The sequence below is a fragment of the Tardiphaga sp. 172_B4_N1_3 genome (assembly GCF_052076035.1).
GTDB classification, from domain to species: Bacteria; Pseudomonadota; Alphaproteobacteria; order Rhizobiales; family Xanthobacteraceae; genus Tardiphaga; species Tardiphaga robiniae.
This window is the reverse complement of sequence record NZ_CP197238.1, coordinates 5263087-5281671: the sequence shown is the minus strand read 5'-3', so window position 1 is coordinate 5281671 and position 18585 is coordinate 5263087. Positions and strand designations below refer to the sequence as shown.

Sequence of the window (18585 nt, the reverse complement as noted above, 5' to 3'; positions counted from 1 at the left end):
GCAACGAACAGATTGGGGAGTGAACCATGGCGCTGGCGCTGCGGCCAAACTGCGAATATTGCGACAAGGACCTGCCGCCCTCGGCACGCGATGCCATGATCTGCACCTTTGAATGCACGTTCTGCGCGGACTGCGTGGAGACCAAGCTCCACAATGTCTGTCCGAACTGCGGCGGAGGCTTCGCCCCACGCCCGATCCGGCCGGTCACCGAATGGCGGCCAGGTTTGTCCGTAGCCAAGCGCCCGGCGTCGGACAAGCGCGTGCGCCTCTCCCGCAGCCTTGAAGACATCGCGGCGCAGTCGGCTCGTATCAAGGATATTCTGCCGGAGGATCGCTAGCGCTTGTTCGGATCGAAGCGCTTCTCCAGGCCCTTCCAGCAATCCGCATAATCGCTCTGCAGCGTCGCCGTCGTGGCCGCGTGTTCCGTAACGCGCTGCGGGTAGCGGGTCTCGAACATGAAGGCCATGGTGCCGGTGAGCTTCACGGGCTTCAACTCGCCATTGCTGGCGTGATCAAAAGCCTCGCGGTCTGGCCCATGCGGCAGCATCATGTTGTGCAGGCTGATGCCGCCCGGCGTGAAGCCCTGCGGCTTGGCGTCATAGACGCCGTAAATGAGACCCATGAATTCCGACATGATGTTCATGTGATACCACGGCGGCCGGAACGTGTTTTCCGCCACCGCCCAGCGCTCCGGAAAAATCACGAAGTCGATATTCGCCGTGCCGGCGGTTTCAGACGGTGAAGTGAGCACCGTGAAAATCGACGGATCCGGATGATCGAAGCCGATGGCGCCCACTGGCGAGAATGTGCGCAGATCGTATTTATACGGCGCATAGTTGCCGTGCCAGGCGACGACATCCATGGGCGAATGCGGCAGCACCGTCTTGAACAGCGTGCCGCCCCATTTCACATAAAGTTCGGTCGGCGTGTCCTTGTCTTCATAGGCGGCCACTGGCGTGAGGAAGTCGCGCGCATTGGCAAGACAATTGGCGCCGATCGGCCCGCGCTCCGGCAGCGTGAAGGCGCCGCCATAATTCTCGCAGAGATAGCCGCGCGCAGCACCACCCGTGAGTTCGACGCGAAACTTGACGCCGCGCGGGATCACCACAATCTCGCCAGGCTCGGCATCGATGCGGCCGAATTCGGTGACGAACTTGAGATTGCCCTGCTGCAGCACGAACATCATCTCACCGTCGGCATTGTAGAAATGCTGATCGACCATCGACTTCGTGATCAGATAGACATGCGCCGCCATGCCGGCCTGGGTACCGGCATCGCCAGCCGTGGTCATGGTCTGCACACCCTGCAGGAAGGTCATGTCCTCCTTCGGGATCGGCGCCGGATCCCAGCGCAATTGTGCGATCGGCAGATCGTTCTCGTGGCACGGCGCGGTGCGCCACAGCTTGCTATCTGCCTTCTCGAAGCGGCCGGAATGTTTCACCGATGGGCGGATGCGATAGAGCCAGGACCGCTCATTGGTGCCGCGCGGCGCGGTGAAGGGCGAACCGGAGAGCTGCTCTGCATAGAGTCCATAGGCCGCACGCTGCGGCGAGTTACGGCCGATGGGCAACGCGCCCGGCAGCGCCTCCGTTTCGAAGCTGTTCCCAAAGCCGGACATATAGCCCGGCGTGACGTTGACGGTGTTGCGGCTGATCAGATCGGGATTGGTGGTGATGTTCATCTCATCCTCCTTTTACTACCGTCATTGCGAGGAGCGCTTGCGACGAAGCAATCCAGTCTTCCTTTGTGACCTTCTGGATTGCTTCGCTTCGCTCGCAATGACGAATCTACTACGTTACCCTTGGAGCGCGGCCCACATTTCGCGGTCGCGCTTGTCGGTCCAGATCACGGGGTCGTCGATTCCCGACGCTTCATCGAACGCACGCGACACGTTGAACGGCAGGCAGTGCTCGTAGATCGCAAAGCTCGAAAACTTCTTGTCCATGACGTCGCGGGTCGCCGCCATGGTCTCCTTCAGGCTGCGCCCCTTGGCGACTGACAGCTCCGCCGCGCCGTAGAGCGACATCACGAAGTCACGCGTCATCGCGATCGCCTCGCGGGTCGTCTCCAGCCCTTTCAGTGCATCGCCGCGGCCCGGCGCAATCGCCTTCGGGTTGAACGCACGAATCTCGTTCAGCGTCGACGGCCATTCGCGCAGCAGCGCATCGCCGCAGTAGCAGGCCGAATGATATTCGATGAGATCGCCGGAGAACATCACCTCGGCATCCGGCACCCAGGCGACGATATCGCCCGACGTATGGCCGGCGCCGAGCTGCATCAGGCGCACCTCGCGCTTGCCGAGGAAGATCGACATCTCGCCCTCGAAAGTGAGCGTCGGCCAGGTCAGGCCGGGAATGCTCTCGGCATCCTGGAACAGACGCGGGAAACGGCCGAATTCGGAATCCCAGTCCTGCTGGCCGCGCTCCTCCACCAGCCGATAGGTTTCCTGCGACGCGACGACGCCCTGCGCCTTGTAGGCGGCCGCGCCGAGCACACGCACCGCATGATAATGCGACAGCACGACATATTTGATCGGCTTGTCGGTGACCGTTCGCACCCGCTCGATCACCTTGTTGGCCATCGCCGGCGTCGCCTGCGCGTCGAACACGATGCAACCGTTATCGCCGACGATGACCGCCGAGTTCGGATCGCCTTCAGCCGTAAAGGCATAGAGATCGGTGCCGATCTCCGAGAAGGTGACCTTCTTCTCGGTCATGTCGGTCGTGGATGCGAAACCTTTGGTCATCAAATTCTTCCTTTGATTCTTGTCATTCAGTTCGTGTGGCGACAGGCAGCCGCCGCTTCGCCAGCGTTATCGCGTCACCGAGCACAGCGGCATCGCCGATATGATTGGCGAGGATCAGCACGAGTGCCGTATCGAGCGCCGCGCTTTGATCGTCGGTCAATCCGCGATGCGCCTCGACGATCGCACGATAGGCGTCGTCGGGACTGGCGAAGTTGGACGTCGTGGATAGTGCCGTCATGACGGCCTCCCGCAGGCACGCGCGACCGCGGCCTTGATCGCCTGCGGCGTTGGATGCCGGAAACGCGCGGCGACATAACCATCGGGGCGCAGCAGATAGGCGTTTCCGGGATCGGCGCCATAACGCGCCTTGAACAGCCCAGTCTCGTCGCGCAGCGCCGCATCGTCGCCGACGACCAGACGGGCCACGCCCTCGGGCAGTTCGATCGCCTGACCGTCCGACTGCAGCACGGTAAAGCCGCGCCCCGCCCCCGCGAAACATTCCGAGAGAAACACATGCGCGCCGTCATCAGTTGCGAGCGGCGCGTCCGGCATATGTGCGCCCGGCCGCGGACCGCCGGACCAGTCATCGCTATCGGCCGTCGAAAGCGGCGTCTGATAGACCGATGGCACAGACAGCCGGCCGCCATTGATCATCCGCTTGGCGAAATCGGCTTCCCTGGCGAGCGACAGCACGGCTTGCCGCATGCGCTGCTCCTGCTTCGAATGCGGCGCGATGAAATCGGTCGCATGGGTCGAGGCACGGATGTTCTCGTCCGCCGCTGGACCGCGCTCGGCGTCATAGCTCGCCAGTAACGACGCCGGCGCATCGCCAGCCAGCACCAGTGCGAGCTTCCAGGCGATATTCTCGGCGTCTTCGAGGCCGGAATTGGCGCCCCGCGCGCCGAAAGGCGACACCTGATGCGCGGCATCGCCGGCAAAGATCACGCGCTCATGCAGGAAGCGCTGCATGCGGCGGCACTGGAACTTGTAGACCGAGATCCACTCGAAATCGAAATCATCGTGGCCGAGCATACGCGCGATGCGCGGCCTGACCTTTTCTGGTTGCCGTTCGATTGTGGGATCGGCATCAGGCCCGAGCTGCAGATCGATACGCCAGACATCATCGGGCTGGCGGTGCAGCAGCGCGGACTGGCCGGAATGGAATGGTGGATCGAACCAGAACCAGCGTTCGGTCGGGAATTCCGCGGTCATCTTGACGTCGGCGATCAGGAACTGATCCTCGAACACCTCGCCGGAAAAATCCGCGCCGACCATGCCACGCAAACCGGAGCGGGCACCATCGCAGGCAACGACATAGTCGGCGCGCAGCGTGTATGGCCCATCGGGCGTCTCGATGGTGAGTTCGGCGTGATCGTTGTGCTGCGCCAGCGCGATGACCTTGTTGCGCCAGCGCAGATCGATCTCCGGCAATTGATGCACGCGATCGACGAGGAAGGATTCAGCGTAATATTGCTGCAGATTGATGAAGGCCGGCATCTTGTGGCCGGTCTCGGGCAGCAGATCGAACTGGTAGAGCATGTCCGGTCCGAGAAAGATCTTGCCAACCTTCCACACCACGCCCTTGTCGATCATGCGATGGGCGACGCCCAGGCGATCCCAGTATTCGAGCGAGCGCTTGGAGAAACAGATCGCGCGCGAGCCGTCACCGATCCGATCGGCATCGTCGAGCAACACCACGCGCTGGCCGCGCTGCGCCAGATCGATGGCCAGCGACAGGCCGACAGGGCCAGCACCAACAACCACTACGGGATGATGCGCCGCAGCGGCAGCTGATCGCGCCTGATCGGCATGGCGGCGATAGGCAAACTGGCGGACATGTTGCGCCATGGCTCAGCCCCCGCCCTGCAACCGGATGTATTTTCGGATCAACGCTGGTCTGGCCAACGAATCGCACTCCCTCTAAGATAGTCTCATCTGCAACCATCTAAACGCCGGACCCGTGGCGGCGTCAACAGCAGAATTGGTGGCTCCGTGGCAAAATTCGACCTGTTTCAGTTCGTTCCGTTCCGGCTCAACCGGCTGGCGGCGGAGGTCAGCGCCGCACTGTCCGATGAATATCAGGTGCGCTACGGGCTCGACATTCCGGAATGGCGCGTCATAGCCACGCTGGGCTTTCGCGACGACGCCTGCAGCGCCCAGTTCATTTCGCAATGCACGCGCACCCACAAATCCACCATCAGCCGGGCGGTGACGGCCCTGCTGGACCGCGAACTCATCGAACGCGTGGAGAACGAGGATGATCGCCGCGCCTTCGAGCTGCGGTTGTCCACGAAAGGGCAAGCGCTTTACGAGGAACTGATCCCGCGCCTGCTCAGCAAAGAGCGCGACATCCTGTCATGCCTGACGGCGCAGGAGCGCAAGGATTTCGCGGCTGCGCTCGGCAAGATCGAGCGTAGCCTCGACCTCGTGCAGACCCGGCATGGGCACAAGGTCGGCGCCTATTGAGCGATTAGTCTTTCACAAAGGAGCGCGACGGCATCTCGTGCAGCGCATAGGCATCGGCCTTGCTGCCCTCGACGCGCGGATAGAGCTCACGCACCAGCGGATCATGGCCGGGAATGATGCGATCGGGGTGGCCCGCAAGGCGCTCGCAGGTGGTCCAGCCGTCGCACATGTCGCCGATATTGTAGACGATCGGAAACGGGCTACGGCGCTGCATGTTGCCGTAATAATGCGAGGCGTCCGAGGCCAACACCACCGGGCCGCGCGCGGTTTGCACGCGCACGATCTGCAAACCATCGGAATGGCCGCCAACGCGGTGCAGCGTGACGCCCGGAGCAACCTCGCCATCGCCATTGTGGAACGTGACACGCTCGTTGAACACGTGTCGCACCATCAGGGTGACGTCCTCCGCCGAAAACGGATGCCGCAGCAGCCCGTTGCACATGCAGCGGCCCGTCGCGTAGCTCATCTCGCGGTCCTGCAGATGGAACCTGGCATTGGGAAGGCGATCGAGATTGCCGGCATGGTCGTAATGCAGATGCGTGACGATGGCGTCGCGGATATCCACCGCGCGAACGCCGAAATCGACCAGCGCATCGATGGGGTTGATCGTGAGCTTGCGGCTGCGCTCCTTCGCGGCGACCTCGTTGAAGCCGGTATCGACAAGGATGTCGCGGCCATCGCCGCGGATCAGCCAGACGAAATAATCGAGATCAGCCGCTGCCGTCTCATGGGGATCGGGTGCGAGATAATTCATCTGCGGCGTCCGCGGCGTCATCGTGGCATAGCGGATCGCATAGATTTCGTAAGTCACGCTCATTCGTCCCGTCCCATTCCCGATCGTTGTTATGCGCAACAAGCCATTGCTGCCGGGAAAGGTCAAACCGTTCCAGCCACCGGAATGACCGGGAACCGCGACTGTAGCGACAACGCCGGACGCGTGGTGAATTGACGCGATAGCTGCCGCCCGCACTGCACGTTGACAGCCGCGATCACGCCGGTTTGATAATGGGAATGGCGTGGATTAGTGTCGCTGCGGCGCAAGCCACAGCTTGGACAGCGCCCTCAAGTCTGGACCGGTTTCATTATGAAAATGCGCATTGCTCTGATCGCTCTCCTGACGTTTGCTGCCACGCCCATCTGGCAGGCCTCCGCCGCAGAAGATCGGACCCACCGGATCGCACTGGTGATCGGCAATGCGAAATATCCGGACGCCGAGACACCGCTCAAAGAGCCCATCAACGATGCCCGCGACGTCGCCGCCGAATTGAAGCGTGACGGATTTGAGGTCGATACCGGGGAAAATCTCGGCGGCGACGGCATGCGCCGGGCGCTCGACAAATTCTACGGCAAGGTGAAGCCCGGCTCGGTCGCCCTGGTGTTCTTCAGCGGCTTCGGCATCCAGTCCGCGCGGCAGAGTTACATGATCCCGGTCGATGCCCAGATCTGGACCGAGCCCGACGTGCGCCGCGACGGCTTCAGCCTCGAGACCGTGCTGGGCGAGATCAACGGCCGCGGCGCCGGCGTCAAGATCGCGCTTTTGGACGCATCCCGGCGCAATCCGTTCGAACGCCGGTTCCGCAGCTTCTCCGCCGGGCTCGCTCCGGTGATCGCACCAAGCGGCACGCTGGTGATGTATTCGGCGGCACTCAGCTCCGTGGTCAGCGATGGCGGCGGCGATCACGGGTTGTTCGTCAGTGAGCTGCTCAAGGAAATCCGGGTTCCAGATCTCACCGCCGAGCAGACGCTGAACCGGACCCGCGTCAACGTCACCCGCGCGTCGCGCAGCGAGCAGGTGCCGTGGATTTCGTCGTCGCTGGCAGAAGACTTCTCTTTCATAGCGGGAACGCGCCCGGCATCGGCCGCTGTGGCAGAAGCCAAACCGGCCGATCCGGCGCCGGCTGCGACACCGCGCCCCTCTGCTGTGCCCAAGCCGGAGGTCGCCGCCGCACCTGTCGCCCCCGCGCCTGTTGCGCCCACGCCGGCCGCTCCGGCAGCAGCGCCTGCGCCGGCCGCGGCACCGACTCCTGCTCCTGCTCCTGCTCCCACCGTCGCCGCTGAAGCGCCCCGTGACGAAAACAAGATCCTGCTGGCGCTGGCGGAGGATCCGACCGTCAAATCGCTGAATGTCAAGCTGACCGACAATCCGGAAGACGCCGGCGCGCTGTATCGCCGTGGCCAAGTCTATGCCAGCAAGGGCGCCTATTCCGCGGCCATCAAGGATTTCGACGCCACGATCAAACTGAATCCCAAGGATGTCGAGGCCTACAACAATCGTTGCTGGGCGCGTACCGTGACCGGCGACCTCGCCGCCGCGCTCAAGGACTGCAATGAAGCCCTGCGCCTGCGCCCGAATTTTGTCGATGCGCTGGACAGCCGCGGCCTGGTCAACCTCAAGAACGGCCAGAGCAAGAACGCCATTGCGGATTTCGACGCTGCGCTGAAGATCAATCCGCAGCTGACCTCATCGCTCTATGGCCGCGGTCTGGCCAAACATCGCCTTGGCCAGACGGCTGAAGGCGATCTCGACATCACCAATGCCAAAGCCATGGACCCGGACATCGTCAAGGAATTTGCCAGCTACGGCGTTCGATAGAACGGCGTCCGATAGGACAGCGCGATAACACGCCATCCGATGATCCCCAGAGGTCGGCAGGATTTCGCAGGAAAGTCGTAAGAAAATCGCAGGAAATCCGCAAGCCCGGTTTGAACCTGCGGCGCGCGAGCGGACACTATTGATGGCAAGCCGGAAGCCATCCTGAAGCGATCCGGCACCAGAATTTGCTGGATTTGATTCAAGCGCGTTTCGCGCGACTAGATGAAGGATGCACCCATGTCGAACACATCCGCACGCCCTGGCTTCAAGGCACTTCGCACGATCGCCATGATCAGCGTCGCCCTGTCGCTAACCGCAGGCATCGCCGCAGCGGCTGAGGAAGTGACCTCCGACCAGATCCTGCGCGCATTGGCGCCGAAGAAGCCACTGACCCGCGGTCTGTCAATGACACCGCCGGCCGAGCCGGCCGTCAATGCCGCCGAAGGCAAGTTCGTCGACTCCCTTCGCAATCGCAGCACACGGTCGCTGTCGATCGGCGAGCGCGAGCAGATCGCCGCCGTCGCCCAGACCAAGCCGGCGATCGATCTGGAAATTACCTTCGACTACAACTCGGCGAATATCAGCAAGAAGTCGCTGTCCTCAGTGCAGGCCCTCGGCAAGGCGCTGAGCAGCGAAGACCTCAAGGGCGCTACCTTCGTGGTCGCCGGCCATACCGACGCGGTTGGCGGCGAAGAATATAACCAGGACCTGTCAGAACGCCGCGCCGATGCCATCAAGCGTTATCTGACGGACAAATACGGCATCGCCGGCGCCGACCTCGTCACCGTCGGCTATGGCAAGGGCAAGCCCAAGGCTGGCGTTGCGCCGACCGATCCATCGAACCGCCGCGTTCAGGTGGTGAATATGGCGAACAAGACCACCGCGTCCCAATAGAGCTCGGTGGTACCTCCGAGCTTGCTGCGGATTGCCGCACCACAGCGTTCCGCGCCACGCGGGACGCTGTTTGCTGTGGTGATCGCGGATATCCTGTATAGATTGCCCCGACCTGCCGCCGCACCGATCGAATGCCCCTGGTGCTCCGTAATACCAAGTGGATCGATCTCGCAATGAAGGCTTTTGCCTGCTTCTCCCCCTCTCTCGCATGTCTGTCGCTGGCGGCCACCATGGTCGCAACCACCTCTATCGGCTTCGCCGCTGAACCCGCACCTGCCGGCTCCGCCTCACCGAATGGCGCCATGGTGATCGTCGCCAAGGCCACCAATGCCTGCTTCTCCGATCTCGTGCGGGTCACCGGTTTCGTGGTTCCGCGCCGCGAGGCCGTTGTCGGCGTGGAGACCGAAGGCTCAAAGGTCTCCGAAGTGCTGGTCCGCGAAGGCGACACCGTCACCGAGAACCAGGAACTGGCGCGGCTGATACCGCCGCCGACGGCAGGCAATGCACGCCCGAATCCTGTGACGCTGCGCGCCCCGGCGGCAGGTCTGATTACGTCCGTGAACACCATCGTCGGCGCACCGGCCTCGCCGCAGGCCGGGCCGATGTTCAGGATCGCCATCAACAACGAGCTCGAGCTCGATGCGGAAGTGCCGAGCATCCACATCCTCAAGCTCAACCCCGGCGTCACAGCGCGGATCAGCCGCGACGATCAGCCCGATATTTTCGGCAAGGTGCGTCTGGTGTCGCCACAGATCGACCGCGTGACACAGCTCGGCCATGTCCGGCTGTCGCTGGCCAGCAATCCGTCGCTCAAGGTGGGTGTCTTCGCTCGCGCCAGCATCGACGCCAAGCGCAGCTGCGGCGTCGCGATCCCGCGCTCGGCGATCGAACACTTCATGGTGCAGCTCGTGAAAGGCAACACCATCGAGACCCGACGGGTAAAAGTCGGGCTGGTGTCCGATACGTCGACGGAAATTCTTGAAGGCGTCGAGGTGGGCGACATCGTCGTCGCCGATGCCGGCACATCACTTCATGACGGCGACAAGGTCCAGACCATGTTCGCCGATGACCTCGATCGATCGCGGGTGCGTTAATGGCAATGAATATCTCGGCATGGTCGATCCGCCATCCGCTTCCGTCCATCGTCTTCTCGATCATTCTTCTGGTACTCGGCTGGATCAGCTTCACCAAGCTGGCGATCACGCGGCTACCGAGCGCAGACATTCCGGTGATCTCGGTCGCCGTCTCGCAATTCGGCGCGGCGCCCGCGGAACTTGAAGCGCAGGTCACCAAGACCATCGAAGACGGCGTCTCCGGCGTCGAAGGCGTGCGGCACATCTCGTCATCGATCACCGATGGTCTGTCGGTCACGACGGTGCAATTCGCGCTGGAAACGAACACCGATCGCGCGCTGAACGACGTCAAAGACGCCGTGACGCGCGTGCGCGCCAACCTCCCCCAGAATGTCAATGAACCACTGATCCAGCGCGTCGACGTCATCGGCCTGCCGATCGTGACCTATGCGGCGATCTCGCCGGGCAAGACGCCGGAGCAGCTCTCGTGGTTCGTCGATGACGTGGTCAAGCGCGCGTTGCAGGGCGTGCGCAACGTCGCGCAGGTCGAGCGCATCGGCGGCGTCGAGCGCGAAATCCTCGTCTCGCTCGATCCCGATCGCTTGCAGGCCGCAGGCCTTACCGCGGTCGATGTCTCCAGGCGTCTGCGCGGCACCAATGTGGATCTCGCCGGCGGGCGCGCCGAAATCGGCAAGAACGATCAGGCGATCCGGACACTGGCGGGCGCCAAGACGCTGAACGAACTCGCCGGCACCATGATCAGCCTGCCGTCCGGCGGCGAAGTGCGGCTCGAAGATCTCGGCACGGTCACCGACACTATCGCCGACCGCCGCACCTTTGCGCGCTTCAACGGCGAACCAGTGGTGGCGCTGGGCATCAAGCGCTCCAAGGGCGCCAGCGATGTGGTGGTCGCCGCGGCCGTACAGAAACGTATCGATGCGCTGAAGGCGTCCTATCCCGATGTCGACCTGAAGCTGATCGATACGTCGGTCGACTTCACCAAGGGCAATTACGAAGCTGCAATCTCGACGCTGTTCGAAGGCGCGGCGCTTGCCGTCATCGTGGTGTTCTTCTTCCTGCGCGATCTGCGCGCCACGGTCATCGCGGCGATCTCGCTGCCGCTGTCGATCTTCCCGGCCTTCTGGGCGATGGACCTGCTCGGCTTCTCGCTCAACCTCGTGAGCTTCCTCGCCATCACGCTGTCGACAGGCATTCTCGTCGACGACGCCATCGTCGAGATCGAAAACATCGTGCGGCATATGCGGATGGGCAAGTCGCCTTATCGCGCCGCGCTGGAAGCGGCCGACGAAATCGGCCTCGCCGTGATCGCCATCAGCCTGACCATTATCGCGATCTTTGCGCCGGCGAGCTTCATGTCGGGCATCGCCGGACAATTCTTCAAGCAGTTCGGCATCACCGTCTCGGTGCAGGTATTCTTTTCACTATTGGCAGCGCGCTTTGTCACGCCCGTGCTGGCCGCCTACTTCCTCAAGGATCACAAGCACGACGACCCGCCGCCGGGGCGCCTGCTGCAAGCCTATAACAAGCTCGTGACCCTGTCGGTGAAGCGCTACTACGTGACGGTTCTGTTCGGTCTCGCCGTCTTCGCACTGTCGATCTGGAGCATCCAGCTGCTGCCGCAGGGCTTCCTGCCGGCCCAGGACACCGCGCGTTCGCTGATGGCGATGGAATTGCCACCGGGATCGCAGCTCGCTTACACCGAGAAAGTCACAGAAGACATCGTCGCACGGCTCCGCAAGCGACCTGAAGTGAAGAGCGTGTTCGTCGATGGCGGTCACGTCCCGCCCGGCACCTATGAAGTGCGGCGCGCAGCTCTGATCATCAACTACACCCCAAAGAGCGAACGCGACAGCGCACATACGCAGCGACTGCTCGAACTCGATATCAGCAAGGAACTCGAAAGCGTTCCGGATATCCGTTACTGGTTCCTCGACGAAAACGGACTACGCGCCATCTCGCTGGTGGTGACTGGCACCGACAGCAATATCGTCGCCAATGTCGCCAGCGAACTGGCGACGCAGATGAAGCGCATTCCGCTGATCTCCAACGTGATCTCGGAAACCTCGCTGGATCGTCCTGAGCTGCGGGTGCAGCCGCGTGCCGATCTTGCGGCACGACTCGGCGTCTCCACCGAGAGCCTGTCGGAGACCATCCGCGTCGCCACCATCGGCGACGTCGGCCCGGCCTTGGCGAAATTCGATGCCGGCGATCGTCTGGTACCGATCCGCGTGCAACTCGAAGACACGGCACGCGCCGACTTCCAGATCCTCGAACAGTTGCGGGTGCCACTTGGCGGCGGGCGCGGCGGCGTGCCGCTATCCGTCGTTGCCGACATCAAGCTCGACCAGGGACCGACCAGCATCAACCGCTACGACAGGGAACGGCAGGCCACCGTGGCCGCGGATCTCGTGGGCACCGCCGCACTCGGCGATGCCCTGAAGAAGATCTACGAACTGCCGGTCATGAAGAGCCTGCCCAAGAATGTGAGTGTCAAGCAGTCCGGCGACGCCGAAAGCCTGAACGAACTCGCGGATGGTTTCGCCACCGCGATCTCGGCAGGCCTGATGATGGTCTATGCGGTGCTGGTGCTGCTGTTCGGCACGTTCCTGCAACCGATCACCATCCTGTTCTCGCTGCCGCTCTCGATCGGCGGCGCGATCCTGGCGCTGCTCCTGACGGGCAAGCAACTCACGACGCCTGTCTGGATCGGCATCCTGATGCTGATGGGCATCGTCACCAAGAACGCCATCATGCTGGTGGAATTTGCAGTGGAAGCCATTCGCGAAGGCAAGCCGCGAGAGGTCGCGATCATCGATGCCGGCATGAAGCGCGCGCGACCGATCGTGATGACCACCGTTGCCATGGTCGCTGGCATGATGCCGTCCGCACTGGCCTTCGGCGCCGGGGGCGAGTTCCGCTCGCCGATGGCGCTTGCTATCATTGGCGGGCTGATCTTCTCGACGGCGCTGTCGCTGCTGTTCGTGCCGGCGATGTTCATGATGATGGACGATGTCGGACAATTGGCATGGCGCTTCGGGCGCAAGCTGCTGGTGTCGAGCGGCGAGGAAGACCCGCAAAACGGTCAACCACCCGCCGTCCCGCACAAATAGGCAAATGCAATGACCCTGTCCGTCGCCTCTTCCAAGCGAACCACCACATGGGCCAGATTGCTGGTCGCGTTGTCGCTATGCGTGTTCACGCAGCCGGCTCTGGCCGCCGACGATCCTGCTGATGCCCCGAAGGGTGCAGCAGTGACCGTGCTGACCGCCGCGAAGTCCTGCTTCTCAGCAACGGTCGAAGTCTCCGGCATCCTGATCCCGCGCGAGGAAGTCTCGATCCGTCCGGATCGCCCGGGCCTCAAGGTCGCAGAGGTCATGGTCGATGCCGGCGAGAACGTCACTGCGGGCCAGATCCTCGCACGCCTGACGCCACCGGAAGGCGGATCGCTTCAAGTTCAGACCACGGTCGCAGGATTGGTCAGCGCCTCTTCCGCCGTTGTCGGATCACTCGCATCGGCCAAGGGCGAGGCTCTTTTCAGCATCATCGCGCGGAGCGAATTCGAATTCATCGGCCAGGTACCGACGCGCGACCTGCCGAAGCTGAAAGTCGATCAGCCGGTCAAGGTCAAGGTGATCGGCGCTGGAGAGCTGGACGGTAAAGTGAAACGCGTCGCCTCCACCGTGGAGCCCAACAGCCAGCTCGGCCAGGTCGTGGTCTCGATCACCTCGGCCCGGCGGCTGATGAGCAATTCCTACGCGCGTGCCATCATCAAAACAGGCGAAAGCTGCGGCGTCGCAGTGCCATTGACCGCCGTTCTCTACAGTGCCGGCGGGACCGTCGTGCAAGTGGTCCGGCGGCAGCGCATCGAGACGCGCCGCGTCGAGATCGGGCTGATGTCAGGCGGACGCGTGGAGGTACGCGAAGGTTTGAGCGATGGCGATGTGATTGTCGCGCGCGCGGGCGCCTTGTTGCGCGAGGGCGATCCGGTTCGTCCGGTGATGGCTAACGCGGACGCTGCAAAGTAATCGTAACGGGAAAGCTTAGCTGCCGGCTTTGGCCGTTGCGCTGTCGCCGAGCAGGATGTCCTCAACGAGCGACGACGACACGGCAGGAACCTGCTCACCGGCGGTCGCGCGGGTAACCGCAACGCGGGTGTTGGTGAAGACGGACTCGGCACTCGCCGGCTTGGCCTTCATGTTCTTCAGCAATTCGGTTGCGAGCAGGCTGTTCTGACCATCCACATCGTCGGCAACCTTGCCTGGCGTCGCCGAGGTCAGGATCAGCGCATTCTCCGGCACGTCGATCGGCGCGAGACCACGGGAGTAACCGCGGAAGCGACGCTCATAGGGATTGCGGCGGGATGCATCCAGCACGACCAGTTTGGCCTGGGCACCCTGCTCCTTCATGATATCGAGAACGGACTCGACGCTCATGCCATCGCGACGGATGTCACGCTCTTTCCAGATCGCAGCATCGACCGGGATCATGTAGCTCTGGCGGCCAACCTGAACGCCATAGCCACCGAAATACAGCATCACGACGGTTTCAGGTTTGATCTTGGCCTTCAGGCGCTCGACAGCGCGGGTCATGTCATCGCGGGTCGCGTCTTCCACCACATCGACGTCGAAACCGTCGCGGCGAAGTGCGCTCGTCATGGCACGTGCATCATTGATCGGCTGGCTCAGCGGCGCGCCGGCGTCGGGGTAATGACCGTTGCCGATCACCAGCGCGATGCGCGACGCCTTCGTCACGGGATTAATCGTCCCGGTCACCGTCTCGGCCTGTGCAGCTTCCAGTGAGCGCTTGTTCAGCGCGGCGTTGGCGCCAAGCACCAGCGACACCAAGCCGACAAAAGCTGCGGCCACAGTGATCGAGCGACGGGATACGCGAAACTGCCGTACGTTCATAACGTCATTCCTGCTCATCGTTCAGGCGCAACCGTGGGTCGCGCGAACGTCGAAATAGGTTTGAAGGGATGCCAAACCAATGAGTATTAAATGCGCTCAATTTGCGGCATCGCAGCAAACTGGTTGTTAACCCGTCGAGCCCACCCGGGCAACCGGTAAAGGCCGGGATTTAAGACAGGGTTACTGACTGACCAGGCTAAGGTCTTGAACGGGCTTGCGCTTCACGCAATTGTAATTCAGACCGATTCGTGCAATTTTTCAAAGGCTTGCACGTGTCGGGAAGCGACTGCGCCGCAGCAGCGGCGGGCGGTTTTCGAAGCGTGCGCAGGGGGCGGCACTGAAAGAAACCTCATGGGTGTGACTTATTTTGCCGGCGCCGCATACCGCGCGCTGACAGCGAGCAAGGTCGGCCCGTCGCTTTACGACCTCTGCGACCCCCTATTCCACAAGCAGACCGGCGGCGACGCCCATATCGTCAAGTTCTACAAAACCGCGCTCGGTAATCCTGCGCTCCGTCCATTGCTCTGTCGCGCCGGCCTGCCCGAGTTGCGTGACCCCGCCCGGTTCAAAGCCATACAGCAGGCCCTGAGAGCGGCGCGCGACGACGCGAGCCCCGATTGGGAAGCCATCGGCCAGCCCATCGCCGAGCTGCTCGACACGGTCGCATTGAGCCATCCAGAGCCGAAGCCGGTGACGGCGTCAGCGCAGGCACCGTCGCTGGGCGAGATCGACGATGTCATCAAGGCCTGCGGCACGCATCTGCTGCGCTCGTTCGACCGCAACGGCTTCATCCCCACCTACGCGGCATTCAACCTGATCGGCGATCCCGACATGCATGGCCGCGATTTCCTGATGGCTCTGACGGGCCTGAATTCGCGCGGCTACAAGAATTCGACGCTGCTGTTCACCCTCGCGCGCATCTTCATCGCACGCTCACCGGCCGGAAAACTCATCAATCCGCCATGGACCGGAATTGCCGAACCCATGTGGGAGCCGGTGCAGATCCGGCATCGCTCTGCCTATTACGACGCGTTCTTCACCGAGGCGCTGCTCAGCTTCGGCGAAACCGGACTGCCGTCGCCGGACCAGACGACATCCTCGCACCGCGCCATCGATGCGATGGTTGAATTCTGCCTGGTCACCAGCCGCGAGGAAGTCCGCTCGCATGACGGGACGAGCGTGAACGTCATCACCGCGCTGGCGCCGCCGCCGCATCCGCGCTTCAGCCGCCTCTTCGCACAGATCAAGCAGGACCTCGGCTTCGGCATCTATGTGCCGGACTGCGACACCACCGCCTGCTCGTTCTCCGCCGCCACACAGGCCGGCTCGACCGATCCGATCCTCGATCAACCCCTGCTCGACTTCTATGCCGGCTATCAGGTCGGCAACGGCAGCAACGAACCGATGGTCACCGTGCCGCTCAACGACCATATCGACTATGACGGCGCCATCGTCACATGGATCGACAATCTCGCGGGCGAGCGGCCCTATGGCAACGATCTCGATCCGACACTCAATCTCGACGTGCTCGAAGTCTCGTTCCGGAATCTCGTCCGCTGGAAGGTGATGGAGACGCCGACACGTCTGGAAACGGTGCAGCGGATCATCGGCTTCCAGCGCCGCCTCGTGGCATCCGGCGCCTTCGCCGATCCGAAATCGCACATCTATTATCTGCCGGAGCTCTACAGCGCCTATTTCGGCCGCTGCTATGCGGCTTTCCGTGAATTGCCGGCCGAGACACAACAGGCCATCGATACCGACGGCACGTTCGACTTCATCCGCCTGCGTGTGCTCGCTTATGTGCAGGACGAGTTGATTGCGCGTGAGATGAATACTTTCGATGCGGCACTCGCACTGATCGCGCTTGGACATCTCGGCGGCGAGCTCGCGCATTTCGCACCCGCGCTGCGCTGCATCATCACGGCAACAGGCGAAGGCGGCCGCAAGGGTCCGTTCAAGGCCTATGAATGGAACAAGATGAAAACGCCGACACGGATTCTCGTTGGCGGTCCCGAAGTGACCTCAGCCTTCGTGCTGATGGGTCTCGCGCTGGCGCGGCGGAGAATGATGAACGGCCACGCCGCATAGTTCATCGCGCGAAGTTGAAGGTATGAAGGAGCGACCGCGCTGGCATGCACGGCGAAATGCCCGCACTGTCTCCGGATTGTCGTCATGATTTTGCAATCAAACGGTTCGATGCGCATGTTCCGCACCTTCTCTCTTTTTATCGCGATGCTTTGCATTCCCGCACTGGCACAGGCCGCCGACGTGACCGGGGTGCCGAAGATTCGCGATGGCGACCAGATGACCATTGGCGCGACCCGCATCCGGCTCGCCGGCATGGACTCGCCCGGCCTCGATCAGTTGTGCCTGAATGCCGCCGGCGAGCGCTGGACCTGCGGCGTCGCGGCCCATGAAGCGCTTGTTGAACATGTCGGCGACAAGAGCTGGACCTGCCACGTGCTACGGACCGATCGCTTCGGTCGCTCGGTCGCCAAATGCGAGGTGGACGGCGAAGACATCAGCCAATGGATGGTGAAGAGCGGCTGGGCGCTTTCCTATGTGCGCTTCTCCCATGCCTATGATGCCGACGAGAAAGCCGCACGTGAGGCCAAGGCCGGACTTTGGGCTGGCGCGTTCTTTGCGCCCTGGGACTGGCGCGTACGCAACAAGAAAACCACCATTCTCGGCTCGATCAAGCCTCCGGAGGATGCCTTGCCGATCCTGCTGGCCTCGGCATCCGGCCACGTGGCGCCGTCGCCGGCCTGCCGGATCAAGGGCAACGTCAACCGGGCCGGCGTCTGCATCTACCACACGCCCGAAAGCCGCTGGTATGCCAAGATCAGCATGCGGATCAGCAAGGGAACACGCTGGTTTTGCTCTAAAGAAGAGGCCGAAGCCGCCGGCTGCCGCGAGACCCGACGATGACATCGTGGCGCTGACGTGGCAGGTTCCCCGCTCAGATTCGATCGAGCGGAACCGTGGCTGACCTGCAGACGGATGTCATTGCGCAAAAACAACGCCGCAGCCGGACATTCCGGGCGGCGCGGCTGACGCTGCTCGCTTTGGTCATCTATGGCGGCATCGCCTATCTGTTGCTCCCGGAACTCTGGACTCATTACGAGCACCAGAAGAGTCTTGCCGGATTGCCGATGACGACGATGACCGCGCAGGGCATCCCGGGCGATCCCATCAATGTCGGGCTGATTGGCGACAAGAAGGACGTGCTGTGCGCGATGCATGCTGCCGGCTGGTATCCGGCCGATCCCGTAACCTTGCGCTCGTCCCTCGAGATTGTCGGCAGCGTCTTGCTCGACCGACCCTATCGCGAAGCACCGGTGAGCCCGCTGGTTTATCTCGGCCGCCGCGAGGATCTCGCTTTCGAGAAGCCGGTCGGCAACAGCGCTGATCATCGCCACCACATCCGGCTCTGGAAGGTCCTCGACAAGGGACAGGAAGATCGCCCGGTCTGGCTCGGCGACGCGACTTTCGATCGCAGCGTCGGGATCAGCAAATACACCGGCGCGATCACGCATCATATCGCTGCCGATATCGACGCGGAGCGCGCGGTGCTCGCGGGCGACCTCGAAAAGGCCGGCATGGTCGAGGCCAAATATCAGGTCACCGGAATCGGCCCAACCGTCGCCGGCCACAATGGCGGCGGCGACCTGTACTACACTGATGGCGAAGTCTGGATCCTGCGGCTGGTGGTGGCCTGCGCCAAACACGACGGCCCTCCCGAGACGATCCCGAGTCCGGCGGCGACCGAGATCAAGGACCAGATCTTCCAGGCCATCGCGAATGTGATCGGGCGTGATGCGCTGACTCACTAAGCGGTCAAATTCAAACCACCTCACACGCGCTTTGATTTCGCGCTGCGCCATG

General features: G+C 62.6%; 16 protein-coding genes. 10 read left to right on the top strand and 6 right to left on the bottom strand.

What is annotated here, in order from left to right; translation table 11 throughout:
• Positions 1-26: 26 nt before the first annotated feature.
• Positions 27-338 (top strand): DUF1272 domain-containing protein, encoded by a 312-nt coding sequence (locus AB7783_RS25015; RefSeq protein WP_441279082.1) that lies wholly within the window; start codon positions 27-29, stop codon positions 336-338.
• Here the strand turns inward: AB7783_RS25015 and hmgA are convergent.
• From hmgA to AB7783_RS24995, 4 genes are all read right to left on the bottom strand, one after another.
• Positions 335-1681, bottom strand: coding sequence for a homogentisate 1,2-dioxygenase (gene hmgA, locus AB7783_RS25010; protein WP_441279081.1), 1347 nt, complete (start codon positions 1679-1681; stop codon positions 335-337). The genes AB7783_RS25015 and hmgA overlap by 4 nt on opposite strands.
• A gap of 114 nt (positions 1682-1795) precedes the next feature.
• On the bottom strand, positions 1796-2746 hold the full coding sequence (locus tag AB7783_RS25005) for an MBL fold metallo-hydrolase (protein WP_441279080.1): 951 nt from the start codon (positions 2744-2746) through the stop codon (positions 1796-1798).
• Between the two features lie 22 nt (positions 2747-2768).
• Positions 2769-2984, bottom strand: coding sequence for a DUF2783 domain-containing protein (locus AB7783_RS25000; RefSeq protein WP_441279079.1), 216 nt, complete (start codon positions 2982-2984; stop codon positions 2769-2771).
• Positions 2981-4594, bottom strand: a complete 1614-nt coding sequence (locus AB7783_RS24995; RefSeq protein ID WP_441279078.1) for an FAD-dependent oxidoreductase — start codon at positions 4592-4594, stop codon at positions 2981-2983. The genes AB7783_RS25000 and AB7783_RS24995 overlap by 4 nt, the downstream gene beginning before the upstream one ends.
• A 144-nt stretch (positions 4595-4738) precedes the next feature.
• On the opposite strand from AB7783_RS24995, the gene AB7783_RS24990 reads away from it, so the two are divergent.
• Positions 4739-5212 (top strand): MarR family winged helix-turn-helix transcriptional regulator, encoded by a 474-nt coding sequence (locus AB7783_RS24990; RefSeq protein WP_441279077.1) that lies wholly within the window; start codon positions 4739-4741, stop codon positions 5210-5212.
• A gap of 4 nt (positions 5213-5216) precedes the next feature.
• Here AB7783_RS24990 and AB7783_RS24985 read toward each other — a convergent pair whose 3' ends face one another.
• On the bottom strand, positions 5217-6029 hold the full coding sequence (locus AB7783_RS24985) for an N-acyl homoserine lactonase family protein (RefSeq protein WP_441279076.1): 813 nt from the start codon (positions 6027-6029) through the stop codon (positions 5217-5219).
• A gap of 267 nt (positions 6030-6296) precedes the next feature.
• On the opposite strand from AB7783_RS24985, the gene AB7783_RS24980 reads away from it, so the two are divergent.
• The 5 genes from AB7783_RS24980 (at position 6297) to AB7783_RS24960 (ending at position 13818) form a co-directional block, all read left to right on the top strand.
• The gene (locus tag AB7783_RS24980) at positions 6297-7805 is read left to right on the top strand and encodes a caspase family protein (protein ID WP_441279075.1); all 1509 of its coding nucleotides are present in this window, start codon (positions 6297-6299) and stop codon (positions 7803-7805) included.
• A 237-nt stretch (positions 7806-8042) separates the two neighbouring features.
• Complete coding sequence (locus AB7783_RS24975; protein WP_089266920.1) at positions 8043-8699, top strand: OmpA family protein; 657 nt, start codon at positions 8043-8045, stop codon at positions 8697-8699.
• 230 nt (positions 8700-8929) lie between these two features.
• On the top strand, positions 8930-9793 hold the full coding sequence (locus tag AB7783_RS24970; RefSeq protein WP_184520127.1) for an efflux RND transporter periplasmic adaptor subunit: 864 nt from the start codon (positions 8930-8932) through the stop codon (positions 9791-9793).
• Positions 9793-12903, top strand: coding sequence for an efflux RND transporter permease subunit (locus AB7783_RS24965; protein WP_089266725.1), 3111 nt, complete (start codon positions 9793-9795; stop codon positions 12901-12903). The genes AB7783_RS24970 and AB7783_RS24965 overlap by 1 nt, the downstream gene beginning before the upstream one ends.
• Positions 12904-12912: 9 nt before the next feature.
• Positions 12913-13818 carry an efflux RND transporter periplasmic adaptor subunit gene (locus AB7783_RS24960; RefSeq protein ID WP_441279074.1) on the top strand — a complete coding sequence of 302 codons (906 nt, stop codon included), beginning with the start codon at positions 12913-12915 and terminating at the stop codon, positions 13816-13818.
• A 15-nt stretch (positions 13819-13833) separates the two neighbouring features.
• Here the strand turns inward: AB7783_RS24960 and AB7783_RS24955 are convergent, their stop codons facing one another.
• Entirely contained in the window at positions 13834-14700 is an 867-nt protein-coding gene (locus AB7783_RS24955; RefSeq protein WP_439065616.1) for a caspase family protein, read from the bottom strand.
• A 351-nt stretch (positions 14701-15051) separates the two neighbouring features.
• Here AB7783_RS24955 and AB7783_RS24950 point away from each other — a divergent pair, with 351 nt between their 5' ends.
• From AB7783_RS24950 to AB7783_RS24940, 3 genes are all read left to right on the top strand, one after another.
• On the top strand, positions 15052-16788 hold the full coding sequence (locus AB7783_RS24950; RefSeq protein ID WP_441279073.1) for a hypothetical protein: 1737 nt from the start codon (positions 15052-15054) through the stop codon (positions 16786-16788).
• Positions 16789-16902: 114 nt separating this feature from the next.
• Complete coding sequence (locus AB7783_RS24945; RefSeq protein ID WP_089266918.1) at positions 16903-17628, top strand: thermonuclease family protein; 726 nt, start codon at positions 16903-16905, stop codon at positions 17626-17628.
• Positions 17629-17681: 53 nt separating this feature from the next.
• Positions 17682-18533: an LssY C-terminal domain-containing protein gene (locus tag AB7783_RS24940; RefSeq protein WP_089266719.1), complete on the top strand. Its 852-nt coding sequence runs from the start codon at positions 17682-17684 to the stop codon at positions 18531-18533.
• Positions 18534-18585: the final 52 nt, after the last annotated feature.